11 protein-coding genes and 3 pseudogenes are annotated in these 12,331 nt (G+C 56.7%); 5 read left to right on the top strand and 9 right to left on the bottom strand.

What is annotated here, in order from left to right; translation table 11 throughout:
- Nucleotides 1-191 precede the first annotated feature (191 nt).
- Nucleotides 192-911: pseudogene (locus H1Y61_RS22920) on the bottom strand (IS630 family transposase); the annotation flags it as partial.
- A gap of 1 nt (nucleotide 912) precedes the next feature.
- Here H1Y61_RS22920 and H1Y61_RS22925 point away from each other — a divergent pair.
- Nucleotides 913-1,392, top strand: a complete 480-nt coding sequence (locus H1Y61_RS22925) for an MFS transporter (protein ID WP_235680997.1) — start codon at nucleotides 913-915, stop codon at nucleotides 1,390-1,392.
- 599 nt (nucleotides 1,393-1,991) lie between these two features.
- Here H1Y61_RS22925 and H1Y61_RS22930 read toward each other — a convergent pair.
- Nucleotides 1,992-2,882, bottom strand: coding sequence for a LysR family transcriptional regulator (locus tag H1Y61_RS22930; RefSeq protein ID WP_180575445.1), 891 nt, complete (start codon nucleotides 2,880-2,882; stop codon nucleotides 1,992-1,994).
- Nucleotides 2,883-2,980: 98 nt separating this feature from the next.
- Between H1Y61_RS22930 and H1Y61_RS22935 the strand changes: the two genes are divergently transcribed.
- Nucleotides 2,981-3,730: a sulfite exporter TauE/SafE family protein gene (locus tag H1Y61_RS22935; RefSeq protein WP_180575446.1), complete on the top strand. Its 750-nt coding sequence runs from the start codon at nucleotides 2,981-2,983 to the stop codon at nucleotides 3,728-3,730.
- Between the two features lie 311 nt (nucleotides 3,731-4,041).
- Here the strand turns inward: H1Y61_RS22935 and H1Y61_RS26985 are convergent, their stop codons facing one another.
- On the bottom strand, nucleotides 4,042-4,167 hold the full coding sequence (locus H1Y61_RS26985) for a hypothetical protein (protein ID WP_268884051.1): 126 nt from the start codon (nucleotides 4,165-4,167) through the stop codon (nucleotides 4,042-4,044).
- A gap of 94 nt (nucleotides 4,168-4,261) precedes the next feature.
- The gene (gene ftrA, locus H1Y61_RS22940) at nucleotides 4,262-5,299 is read right to left on the bottom strand and encodes a transcriptional regulator FtrA (RefSeq protein WP_180575447.1); all 1,038 of its coding nucleotides are present in this window, start codon (nucleotides 5,297-5,299) and stop codon (nucleotides 4,262-4,264) included.
- Between the two features lie 92 nt (nucleotides 5,300-5,391).
- On the opposite strand from ftrA, the gene H1Y61_RS22945 reads away from it, so the two are divergent.
- Complete coding sequence (locus tag H1Y61_RS22945; RefSeq protein WP_180575448.1) at nucleotides 5,392-5,772, top strand: nuclear transport factor 2 family protein; 381 nt, start codon at nucleotides 5,392-5,394, stop codon at nucleotides 5,770-5,772.
- A gap of 50 nt (nucleotides 5,773-5,822) precedes the next feature.
- Here H1Y61_RS22945 and H1Y61_RS27035 read toward each other — a convergent pair whose 3' ends face one another.
- On the bottom strand, nucleotides 5,823-6,002 hold the full coding sequence (locus tag H1Y61_RS27035) for a hypothetical protein (RefSeq protein WP_322790789.1): 180 nt from the start codon (nucleotides 6,000-6,002) through the stop codon (nucleotides 5,823-5,825).
- Nucleotides 6,003-6,470: 468 nt separating this feature from the next.
- Nucleotides 6,471-6,920, bottom strand: a complete 450-nt coding sequence (locus H1Y61_RS22955; protein ID WP_180575449.1) for a MerR family transcriptional regulator — start codon at nucleotides 6,918-6,920, stop codon at nucleotides 6,471-6,473.
- Nucleotides 6,921-6,996: 76 nt separating this feature from the next.
- Here H1Y61_RS22955 and H1Y61_RS22960 point away from each other — a divergent pair, with 76 nt between their 5' ends.
- Nucleotides 6,997-8,064, top strand: coding sequence for an SDR family oxidoreductase (locus H1Y61_RS22960; RefSeq protein WP_180575450.1), 1,068 nt, complete (start codon nucleotides 6,997-6,999; stop codon nucleotides 8,062-8,064).
- Between the two features lie 83 nt (nucleotides 8,065-8,147).
- Here H1Y61_RS22960 and H1Y61_RS22965 read toward each other — a convergent pair.
- Nucleotides 8,148-8,360 (bottom strand): annotated as a pseudogene (locus tag H1Y61_RS22965) (IS5/IS1182 family transposase); the annotation flags it as partial.
- Nucleotides 8,359-8,499 (bottom strand): annotated as a pseudogene (locus tag H1Y61_RS26770) (IS5/IS1182 family transposase); the annotation flags it as partial. The pseudogenes H1Y61_RS22965 and H1Y61_RS26770, both read right to left, overlap by 2 nt.
- 367 nt (nucleotides 8,500-8,866) lie before the next feature.
- Here H1Y61_RS26770 and H1Y61_RS22970 point away from each other — a divergent pair.
- Nucleotides 8,867-10,000: a site-specific integrase gene (locus tag H1Y61_RS22970; RefSeq protein WP_180575451.1), complete on the top strand. Its 1,134-nt coding sequence runs from the start codon at nucleotides 8,867-8,869 to the stop codon at nucleotides 9,998-10,000.
- A gap of 439 nt (nucleotides 10,001-10,439) precedes the next feature.
- On the opposite strand, the gene H1Y61_RS22975 is transcribed toward H1Y61_RS22970, so the two are convergent.
- A complete protein-coding gene (locus H1Y61_RS22975) occupies nucleotides 10,440-12,146 on the bottom strand; it encodes a tetratricopeptide repeat-containing diguanylate cyclase (RefSeq protein WP_180575452.1) in 1,707 nt (568 codons plus the stop codon).
- Nucleotides 12,147-12,331 lie beyond the last annotated feature (185 nt).

Raw genomic sequence — 12,331 nt, forward strand, 5'->3', positions numbered from 1 at the left:
CTCGAACGCTGCGACCCAGAGATTGTTGCGAATTTCCTCAGGGCGCTGAACAGGAACTCCATGGCGTTCACTAAGGTAGCTTCCATGTCGACCATCCCTCTTTCCGACCTGGCGGATGGCTTCAGGACTCTTCTCCAAAAAGAAGCCTCGGAGGCCAATAAGGATGTCTTCGTCAAAGCTAGTGCACGGACTCATACAGATGGTACAGGGATTTCAGCGATATTTGCGAAAATGTTACTGGCGGATTTTGTCCAGACGAATGGTTTTGGGTCTGCGTTGTTCCGTTTGATATAGTCACGAATTGTCTTTTGCAGGTCGGGCACGGATTTGAACACACCGCGCTGAATTGCCCGACGGGTGATGGCGGAAAAGAAGTTTTCGACCGCGTTGAGCCACGATGCTGATGTCGGCATGAAATGAAAGGTCCATCGTGGATGATCGGCCAGCCATTCGAGCACTTTGGGGTGTTTGTGGGTCGCGTAATTGTCGAGAATGGCATGAACGACTTTTCCGGCAGGGACGGCTTTTTCCACGGCATTGAGAAAGCGTATGAATTCCTGATGACGATGGCGGGGCATGCACCGCCCCAGCACGGTTCCGTCAAGGACATTGAGGGCAGCCAACAGGGTGGTCGTGCCATTGCGCTTGTAATCGTGGGTCATGGTGGCGCATTTGCCGGGCTTGAGCGGCAATCCCGGCTGGGTTCGGTCGAGTGCTTGTATCTGGCTCTTCTCATCAATGGAAACGACGATGGCATGGGCTGGCGGGCTCATATAGAGTCCAACCACATCTTCTACCTTCTCGGCGAAGGCTGGGTCGTTGGATTTCTTGAACGTACGCAGGCGATGCGGCTGGAGACGATGGGTCTCCCATATGCGCTGGACAGACCGCAGCGCAGGGGCAATAGCCCTCATGATCAGCGGACTGACCATCGCCAATGTCGTGGGCGTGCCTCTCGGCACCTTCATCGCCCAGGCCGCAGGCTGGCGCACTACGTTCCTTATCGTTGCCGGCATCGGTGCGGTCGCGCTGCTTGGTCTGGTTTGTTTTCTTCCGTCAATCGAAACCGCGCGTGATCTGGATGCCGAGATTCGAGCGCTGAAGGTGCCGCCGGTCTGGCTGACGCTGACGGTCAGCACGCTCGCCTCCACCAGCATGTTCGCCTTCTTCACCTATGTGACGCCGATCCTCACACGGATCGCCGGCATTGCCGAAGCACATGTCGGTTTCGTCCTGCTGGCCCTCGGGGTTGGACTGACAGCCGGGAATTATCATGGCGCGCGGCTGGCGGACTGGCGGGCGGGCCAAGTCTTGTCGCGGTACTGGTCGGTGTCGCCCTCGTGTTGCCCGCCTTCGCCGTATACGGGCAGGCGCCGCGGGCCGCGTCGGTAATCGTCACTGTGTGGGGCGTTTTGCCTTTGCGGTCTGCGCGATTACACAGGCCGTGGTGATCGCGGCCGCGCGTGAAGCGCCCAACCTTGCCTCGACGTTCAACATCAGCGCCTTCAATCTCGGAAACGCCCTCGGGGCCGGCTTAAGCGCTGCCGCATTGTCGGCCGGGCTGAGCCTGTGGCAATTCCATTGCTCGCGGCCGGGTTGGCAGGGCTGGCCACCGTTGTCGCGCTGGTTTCCGCCGCGATCACGCCATTTCCGTTGGGCGGCAGCAAACCGGAAGGCTAATGCCCCCGCGGCCTCGACCGGTATTTGCAATCGACGGAAGCCATATCCGGAGAGCGATGGTCTTAATTCCTTGCAAAAGGAGGGCGATAGCGCAGACATAGCGCTCGTCTTCAACCGGCGCGGTGCGCCAAATTCCGCCGATTGCCCTCCAATTAATATGTAATTGCATGGCTTCGGGGCGTTTGCATGGGCCTCGGCATGATGTGCTGCAGGCTAAACCTAGCCCTGACGAGGTGGATAGGCGACCGCGCCGCCATCAAACGACACCTGCCGGCAGGAGGCGTCGCGCTGACGCACAGCAGCGTGCCGTTTCAGGCGCAGTTATCCGCTGTCAGATGCTCGAACAGGCTTTGTGCGGCAGGTGTCAGTTCAGCACCGCTGTGTATGCCAGCGGACAGGTGACGTGTCGCCCATTCGTCTGAAAGTCTGGCGAAATCCATTCGCACCGTGCGCTTCCAATGCCGAGCCGCCGTTTCCGGAACAATGCCGATGCCTGCTCCTTTGCCCGCCAATCGGCAGATCCCTCCGAAACTGCGAAGAGCCACGCGCAGTCTCACCTTTGCGCCAAGTCGCATCGCCTGCATTTCAATGTGCCGCTGCAGAGCACCGTCCATCAATCCGATGAAGTGGTGATCGAGCAGTTCAGCGAAACGAAGCTGTTTCTTTCCAGCAAAGTCATGATCCGGCGCAAATACGGCGACAAGCCGATCAATGGCGAACGGACGCAAGATCAACTCTTCTGTCCCGGCTGTGCTTGATAAAATTCCAATATCAGCAAAACCCGCCGCAAGCGCGCGGGCGATATCAGGGCTCTGCCGTTCCTTCAATTCGATATCGACTTGCGGATTGGCCCTCATCCAGGCCCCAAGCCTCTCGGGCAGGAACTCCGATACGGCGGCCGTATTGGCCAGGATGCGTATCGTGCTGCGAAGCCCCTTCGCATAACGGCCGATCTCGCCTCGCATCTGCGCCATCTGGTGAAGGATCGCACGGGCATGATGCGCCAAGGCCTCGCCAGCCTCCGTCGGGCTGACGCCGCGCCGGCCGCGATGGAGCAGCAGGACTTCACCCGAGGCCTCCATGTCCCGCAGTCGTTCGCTGGCAGCCGGCAGCGACATCCCCGCTTCGGCCGCACCATGCGTGATGCTGCCAGCATCGATGACGGCGAGAAACAGACGAAGATCGACGAGGTCAAAGCGCATGGGGGAAGGATAGCAGCTTATGTGCCTTCGGAATAGCCGAAGGCAGGCATCAACCACATCCGCATTGTCGCCTGCGTCCGAAAGGATAGTCATATGCCATGTTTGATCTTTCGACAGCAATGCTCGCCGCCGTTCTGGCCACCTTTTTTGCGGCAGGCCTGGTCAAGGGCATCACCGGAATGGGCCTGCCCACGGTGGCCATGGGCGTTCTCGGTGCGCTCGTCTCTCCGCTGGCGGCCGCAAGCCTGCTCATCATACCGTCGTTAGTCACCAATATCTGGCAACTCTTTGCAGGCCCGAGTTTCAAACCGCTCCTGCGGCGGCTTTGGCCCATGATGCTGGCGATCGTGGCGGGAACCTTGCTTGGATCTGCATGGATATCGGGTGGCGATACCAAAGCGACGACACCCTTCCTCGGTCTCGCCCTCATCCTCTATTCCGCCTATACGTTATTCGCCCGCCAGCTAAACTTTCCACGTTGGAGCGAACGCTTTCTGTCGCCGCTCGTCGGTGGCGTCACGGGTACGGTCACGGGGGCTACAGGCGTGTTCGTCATTCCCGCCGTGCCGTATCTACAGGCGCTTGGGCTTTCAAAAGACGACCTGGTTCAGGCGCTCGGCCTGTCCTTTACCGTATCGACCGTGGCTCTCGCCATCGGTCTTGGCGCATACGGTGCCTTTGAGCCCGACCGGCTGGCCATTTCGGCGCTGGCCGTGATCCCGGCGCTGGCGGGCATGTGGGCGGGACAGCGTGTTCGCAATCGGATCAGCCCGGCGGCCTTTCGTCGCGGGTTCCTGGTCTGTCTTCTGCTGCTCGGATGCGAGATGGCAACGCGCCATTTGCTGTGATCGACCTCGGTCCTTCGGCACGATATGGGCAAGTGCGCTTGCCGCCGCGAAAAGGACAGAGAACGGGGTAGGAATCGTTAATCTCGGCCCCTGGGACGATTTCGAATGGGGAATGATAACGGGAAGCCGTCAGCTGTACAATGGGTCACGGACGCCTGATATCAGCGGCCACCGGCTCGATGCAACAACGTCGCAACAAGCCGGGCATTCATCCAGACCGCAATGATCAAGCTTATGACAAGACGGCTGGCACGTATCCGCTTTCTTGAACAGACTCTGACTGCCTCCCGTAAGAATTCGAAAATGCTTGTTCAAACTTCCCGACTAGCCCAGCATTTGTGCTGCTTGGCAAAGTTACGAATTGCATCGGTATCATAAGTCTTGTCAGCAAGGATCGTCGCGCTGGGCTGAACGTTGCTCAGCAGCTTTTCAGCCATTGGGCATCTGCAGCCTGACCTGCAGTTAACTTCTGTCGAACCCGCGGCGCATTTATTGTCGCATGAATCGTGCAGCGCGCGGACGGCATTAAACTCAATCAAATTGGAGATATTTGATCGGTGAGTTTGGGGGCGTCCGGTCACTTGCCGGCCGTTGGGCAAAACGATTGCGGTAGATCACGGGGCTAACCCCGTAACATCGACCAAACTGAAGCCTCAGGTTTTCGGCGCTTCCAAGTCCAGTCACTCTGGCAATCTCATCGGGTGCGGTCGTGCTGGTTTCAAGCAGGATGCGGGCTTGCTCCAGCCGCTCCCTCAGGATCCACTTGAGCGGGGACAAGCCGGTCAGAGACTGAAAGCGACGTTGAAAAGTACGCTCGCTCATACCGGCGTGGCGGGCAAGAGAACTGATTGTGTGCGGATCCTGAAGGTTGGCCAGAATGTGATCGAGGATCGACGACAGGCGGCCAGCCTCACGCCTTAATGGGACGGGCCGCTTGATGAACTGGGACTGGCCGCCCTGGCGATGGCTATACATCACCAGGCGACGCGCCACCGTATTGGCAAGTTCCGCCCCGAAATCCGCCCGGACGATATGCAGGCACAGATCGATGCCTGCCGAGCTACCCGCCGATGTCAGAATGTCCACCTCATCGACATAGAGACAGGTCGCGTCGATCTCGATAGCAGGATAGCGGCGGGCCAGGTGCTCGGCGAAACGCCAGTGCGTCGTGGCACGGCGACCATTGAGCAGACCGGCGGCCGCGAGCACGTAAGCACCTCCACAGATGGAAACGATCCGGGTGCCGCCCCGATGAGCGCGGGCCAGGGCGTCGCAGATCTGATCGGGCACAGGCGCATCCGGCCCGCGCCAGCCCGGAACGATGATTGTTCCGGCCTGATGCAGATCGGCTTCCACGCCTGTCGCTGTGACCGTCAGGCCACCGCAGGCATGAAGAACCTGGTCCTCCAGCGAGACCGATTTGAACTGATACCAGTTTGGTCCTGCTTCAGGACGGTCCAGGCCAAAGACTTCGGCAGTGATCCCGAACTCGAACGTGCAGAGGCCGTCATAGACGAGGCTGACGACACGATTGTTTGCGGGAGAGCGAGGCTTCTCAATATTTGGCATGAATGCCGTCTTATCTGGCAATTCTGCCACTGGCAACTGGCGTTGTCGGCGTGCGACACGGTCATAAGCCGACAAACCACGGAGCAAGCGCAATGAACCGCGATACCGAGCTGCTAGACGCAATACAAACGTATTTCGATGCCCTCTACGCCTGCGATCTCTTGCTTTTCGACAAGGTCTTTCATCCGGCCTGCAGCCTGTTCGACGCGGAGGAAGGCGCAATTACAGTCGACCCTATTGCCGATTATCGCCAGGTGATCGCAAAGCGTGAATCCCCCGCAAGCCGCTCACAGGAACGCGAAGACGAGATCATCCTGATCGACTGGCTTTCGCCGGCCGCAGCAACTGTAAAGGTGAGGTTGCGAATTCACGCGAATGTCTTTGTCGATCATCTTTGCTTCGTGAGAGGCGTTGACGGCTGGCGGATCGTTGCCAAGGTCTGGCATCTCGAAACTGTACGGGTGCCGTCTTAGTGGCCAGGAGAGCAGGAACCATGCTTTTGTCTTACGAAGAACAGTCGCCATCAATCGATCCTGATGCCTGGATTGCTCAGGACGCGACGGTCTGTGGCGATGTTGTTATCGGTGCGGGTAGCAGGATCATGCATGGCGCTCGCCTGGCGGCAGAAGCTGGCGGCTCCATCCGCATCGGACGCAACTACATCATGTTCGAGAACGCGGTCATCCGCGCGACCAGTCGGCATGACTGCTCCGTAGGGGAACCACTGCATCGTTGGTCCGAACAGCCATGTGGTCGGTGCTCAAATCGACGCCGAAGTGTTTGTCGCCACCGGAGCCGCCGTGTTTCATGGGGCGCAAATCGGACATGGATCGGAAGTCCGCATCAACGCAACCGTGCACCTGCGAACGCGGTTGGAACCGGGCTCGACCGTACCGATCGGATGGGATGATAACGATGGCCATGAAGGCTGGATCTTGCAGTTGATCCCCGAATGCCGCCAGAAGCCATTGATATTACGCCGTTGGTCTACCCCTTCATCAGTCCACAGCCCTTGGCGGGTCATCCTCCACCTTTCTCGGCACAGGCCCCCACACAAAGCCGGCAAACTGGTTGCGACCTCCAAGTTTGGCTCAAAGCGGACTCTATTGTAAAATAGGTCTGCGTCACCAAAGCAATGCCGCAATGCAGATTATCTGGTGGTGCGAAATTCTCAGCGCCCTGTAGTTCCCGATCTGAATCTTAAACCCGTCGTCATCGAAGCCAGGCAAAGTGTCTCGTCGGTAAATCGCGGCTCGTCACCTGGCTTGCCGCGCGTGACCCAGTCGCGCTTTGCGCGCAGATAGCCGGTCAATTCGGCTAGTTCGGCCGCCTTCTGCTCCAGCTTGGCAAGCTGGACTTCCATGATTTCGACTTCACGCGCCTGCGAGAGACCTTCGCGTTGCAGTTCCGTCGCAATTTCGGCAATCTCTTTGAGCGACATTCCCAGCGCTTGCGCGAAACGGATCATCCTGGCCGTCGAGGCGTCCTGTTCAGTGAATATCTGATAGGGATTGCGACCGCCCTTTACACCCACCTGCGGCGTTAGCAGACCCTTGCGAATATAGAAGCGAATGGTGTCTTGGCTGAGCCCTGTCCGATGGGCGAATTCCCCTATTAGCATTTTACCTCTTAAGCTCTTGACCATTGACCTTGGTCTAGACTTATAGAGCATGTTCCCTCAACAGTGGAACATTTTCATGTCTAACGATCCCAATATCACTTCCCGTCCGTCCATTGCCTTCGTGACGGGGGCAACAGGCCTTCTTGGCAACAATCTGGTGCGTGAACTAATTGCCGAAGGTTGGCGGGTGCGGGCGCTGGTGCGCTCACCTGAAAAAGCAGCACGACAGTTTGGCGGACTGGATCTGGAGATCATCATCGGCGACATGCTCAATGTAGCCGGTTTCGCGGATGCGCTTCGAGGCGTCGATGTGGTTTTCCATACTGCGGCCTATTTTCGGGATTCCTATAAGGGTGGCCGCCATTGGGATGCGCTCCAAGCGGCCAATGTCGAGGGTGTCAGCGCCCTGCTAGAACATGCATGGAACGCCGGGGTGCGCCGTTTCATCCATACCAGTTCGGTTGCAGTGTTGCGCGGCGATCCAGGACAGATCATTGATGAAACCATGTTGCGGGATGAACGGGACGCCGACGACTATTATCGCAGTAAAATCCTGGCGGACCGCGTCGTGCTCGGCTTTCTCGATTCTCATCCCGACTTCTGGGCGACGATGGTACTTCCCGGCTGGATGCACGGACCCGGCGACATTGGGCCGACATCGGCAGGTCAGACCGTCCTCGATGTGGCGCTTGAACGGCTGCCCGGCGTTCCGCCGGGGTCCTTCTCAGTGGTTGACGCCCGAGATGTGGCGCGGGCAATGATCCTTGCCAACCATAAGGGCAGGCGCGGCGAACGTTACCTAGCCGCCGGGCGGCATATGACCATGGCTGATCTGCTGCCGCTGATCGCGCAGGTGAGTGGGACCAACGCGCCGACCCGCCGCATTCCGCTGATCTTTCTCTACATGATCGGCGCGGGCAATGAGCTTTACGCCCGGTTGACCGGCAAGCCGGTGCTGTTGAGTTGGGCTATGGCGCGTACCGTCGCGACCGAGAATGACCGCTCCCGTTACGATCCCGCAAGAAGTCGACTAGAATTGGGCCTTGAGTTCCGGCCAATCATTGAAACTCTGCGCGATGAAGTGGGTTGGTTTCGTGCAAACGGCCTCTTGCCCCTGCTAAACGGATCAAAATGTGGCCGATAGCGTAGACATAGCGATAATCATAATGGGCTGAGGGTTGGTGCATCGGTCGATGACTGAACGGATTCTACTCTATGATGCTGTGTTTATGCCGTGGCTGCCACGCGCCGGACGGACTTCGGGCGCGCACATGCCAGCATTCGATTGAGGCTGGTGCAGCCGATGGCGACTTCCGTCTGTTGTGCGGCGAATGAGCGTGCTCGCAACCGGCCTCCGATGATTGATTTATAGCGACCGATCGCGGTCTCGACCAGGAATCGTTTGCCGTAGTCGGTAACTGCCTGCCATTTCATCCGTCCAACCGTCAACGGCCTCAGACGTTATCCAAAGGGTCAGACCGCCACGTTGGCGCAGACCCGCATACTCGGCCCAGTTCGTCACCTTGAAATTCATCTTGCCGATGTGATGACGGTGAGCGGCGTTGTGTATGTGTGGCATCGATGGTCAATCAAGCTGTTTTCGATCGCAGCTCCATAGGCGGAAACGGTTGAAATTTGATCCGTGCACCAGCGCTGATCCAAGGCGGATCGGCCTGGATAAGATCATCGAGCGATTTCAAAACGATACCGGCTGCGAAGGCAGCGTCAGATTATTGATATCGCGGCCGGGCGAAAGCGCCCACGCCGTTAGGCGGGACGACCAAGCAGATGTATTTCGTGCGGACGGCGCGAACGAATCCATGCGCCGAATTATAGATCAGGCGCGCAGTTGTAGGCAGAAATATCGGTTTGAACCGCACCCATCGTCATCTAGCAAATATGCCCGATAATCTTGCATTATCGGACATATTTGTCATTATAGAGAAATGGCCCACATCATCGAGCAAAACAGCGAAATTCACCTCCAGGAGAGCTCAGCGCCGTCTCTCAGCACGGCTTCTGATCGTGATGTTTCCGCGCCGGAGGTATCGGGCGACAGTCCTCTCCCCTCGCCTACAGGCGCGGAACAAGCACCAAGCCATCTCGCCAGCCTCACGGAGCGAGCCCGCAGCTATGTCGAAGCCGCCAGTTCCGCCAACACCCGCAAGGCTTATGCCGCAGACTGGAAGCACTTTGTCGCTTGGTGCCGACGATCGAACCTGGGCCCCCTCCCCCCGGTTCCGCAGACAGTCGGTCTCTACATCACTGCCTGTGCATCCGGATCTGTCGAACGGGGCGCCAAGGCCAACGCGGTATCGACGATCGAGCGACGTCTTTCTTCTCTCTCATGGAATTATGCCCAGCGCGGGCTGATGCTCGATCGAAAGGATCGTCATATCGCCACGGTGCTGTCCGGCATTCGCAACAGCCACGCCCGGCCACCGGTCCAAAAGGAAGCGGTGCTGGCCGAGGATCTCATCGCGATGCTGGAGACGCTGGATCGTGGCTCGCTGCGTGGCCTGCGCGATCGGGCCATGCTGCTGATCGGGTACGCCGGCGGCCTGCGCCGGTCCGAAATCGTTGGTCTCGATCTGAAAGCAGATCAAACCGAAGACGGCCGCGGCTGGATTGAAGTCTACGATGAAGGAATGCTTCTCGTCCTACGCGGCAAGACCGGATGGCGCGAGGTCGAAATCGGCCGCGGCAGCTCGGATGCCACCTGCCCGGTCGTCGCCGTCGAAAGCTGGATCACCTTTGCCAGGCTTGCCCATGGCCCTCTCTTCCGCCGCGTCACCGGACAAGGCAAGTCCATTGGCCCAGAGCGCCTGAACGATAAGGAAGTGGCAAGGCTGGTGAAGCGAACCGCCATGGCTGCCGGGGTTCGCGGCGATCTCAGCGAGATTGAACGTGCCTTCAAATTCTCAGGCCATTCCCTGCGCGCTGGTCTCGCCTCCTCCGCCGAAGTCGACGAACGCTATGTGCAAAAGCAACTCGGCCATGCCTCAGCCGAAATGACACGCAGGTACCAGCGCAGAAGGGATCGCTTCAGGGTTAATTTGACAAAAGCCGCCGGGCTTTGATCTTGTTCATTTGAACCAGAATTCGCATCCCTTGAATCGCTGATCACAATGTTTGGCGCCTGAAAATAGGATTTTTCGGCCACGAACTCAATTCAGCCCGGTTGTTTCACAAGGATTTTTCATGACAATTGAGACTGCTGATCCAATTCAGTTACCTGCCAAAATGCACGTCAACATAGTCCCATCACGACCGAAGATCATAACGGTCTATCGCGCTCATCGCGTCGAAATCCCTTTCCGCGCCACACCCCGAGCTTTTAGCCTTGCATGATAGCGGATTAGCGGTTTCGGTTATTGATGACATAAAATCGAGTGCGCCATTGCGGGTTTTGTACGCCATTCCATACGCATTTTCACTCTGGCGGAAGCGGAGATTCACGGCAAGAGGAAAGCAACGTCGCCAAGGCTGAGGGGCAGTCAACAGAATCGGATCGCTTCCTCAATCCGTAATCGCGCTGGTCGTTTGTTCAAACCTATTTCCAGACGGCAGAAAACAAACAACTCTATTTCTACCGGTCTGCTTTGCCCAATAAAGGCGCCGATCCGCCAGTTGCAAAACCGCCTCGGCATCGACTGCATGGTCTGACATTGCCACTCCGATACTGACGGACACATTCAGCCCATCGGCAATTTCGGACCAGTCAAAGTTGGTAATTGTCATTCGCAGTCTTTCGGAAACTCTTTCCGCGTGGGCGGGTGTTAGGTCCGTCATAAGTATCACGAACTCTTCGCCACCGAAGCGAACTGCAAGATCTGTTTCACGAATAACAATTTTGACCAGTGTCCCGATTTGCACGAGGACACGATCACCAATAATATGGGAAAACGTATCATTGATTTTCTTGAAGTGATCGACATCAAGGATCGCCAGCGCATAACTCGCGCTTTGAGTATTAATGTCTGATATTATCGTCTCCAAATGCCGCCGATTGGAAAGTCCCGTCAACGGGTCCGTATTCGCCGCTTCGGTCAGGACATTGGTTTGCTGCTGAAGGGCCTCTAATGACCGGGCAATTTCTGCAGAGCGCTCTGCCTCTGTATCAAGCATTGCCTTGAGTTTTTTCGTTTCATAACGGATCTCCGCCATACGGGCATTTTGCTGGATCCGCTCCGCTGTGAACTGCTGATGGAGCTTGTGATACTTTTTATGAAAATCCAGTGCAGACTCAAATGCTCCAAGATACTCATGAGCCTTTGAAAGAGACAAACAGGCATGCATTAACGTCTCAAGATTGAAATTTTCCCCGGCAAGCAAGTGGGCCTGCTCAAGTGGAACCAAGGCCTCTTCATAGCGCTTTAACGAAACGAGCGTGCTTCCCAGTGTAACCAGATAATGCCCCTCACCGCGGACATAATCGTCTCCCGGAATGTCACGATACCGCTCCAATAACATTTCTGCGGCGGAAAAATCCTCAACCGCATTAAAATATTCTGCTAAATTTGCGATACACAACCTCTCGGCCCAAGCGTCTTTAAGTGATTGAGCGAGGCTGAGTGCTTGTTTCGTAATATCTATTGCGCTGCTAATCGACGTTTCGAATTTTTGATTATCGGCTTCCTGAGCGAGATAAGCATCCTCTGCATGCGCCCCACCAAGATTAATCAACCACCAACATTCGAATGTAAGATCGTATGCCTCTCGGGCTAGCTCCACGGCTCGACTGCAATAATCAACAGCGAGAGATGGTTGACGCGTCATCCAGAATATCACGCCAATCACATTTATAGCCAAAGACCGAGATCGGAGATTACGGCTCTGGTCGGCAATGTTGAGTGCTTCTGCGGCAAACTCGACAGCCTGCTCTAGATTACCGAGTTCCAGATGCAGCCAAGCACCGACACTAAGAGCTTGTGCCTCAAGCACTGGCTCTTCAAGATGCTTCCACAGAGAAATTGCTTTCTCCGCGTAAACTAGCCCCGTCTCTGCCTCACCAAGTTGAAAGCAATACCAGGCACATTGCTGAGAACTGCCCGCTATAAGACCCTGATCTCCCCGCTGTTCTGCTGAAGCCAAAACTGAATTCGCTAAAGAAAATGCGCGAATGGAACGACCTGTGCATGCGAGGTCCCAAGCTTCATCCAGCGCGGCTGCAGCGTCCAAATCAAAACTATTTTTACGATTGCCAAACTGGTGGTTCAATATCATCAGCTCATCTTGCGCAACGATCAGACAGAATACCCAGCAAATTTAGCAGAGATCGATTTAAGGGAGTCCTAAAATCAATTTTTTCACAAGGCCTCTTCTCACGTTCCTTGCGATTGTGCATTGCGAACTTACGTAAGCATCGGCTGCTCATCGGCGCGCTGACTTCTCCTCCCCTCGTCTCTTAC

It is taken from the genome of Agrobacterium vitis, from assembly GCF_013426735.1.
GTDB classification, from domain to species: Bacteria; Pseudomonadota; Alphaproteobacteria; order Rhizobiales; family Rhizobiaceae; genus Allorhizobium; species Allorhizobium vitis_D.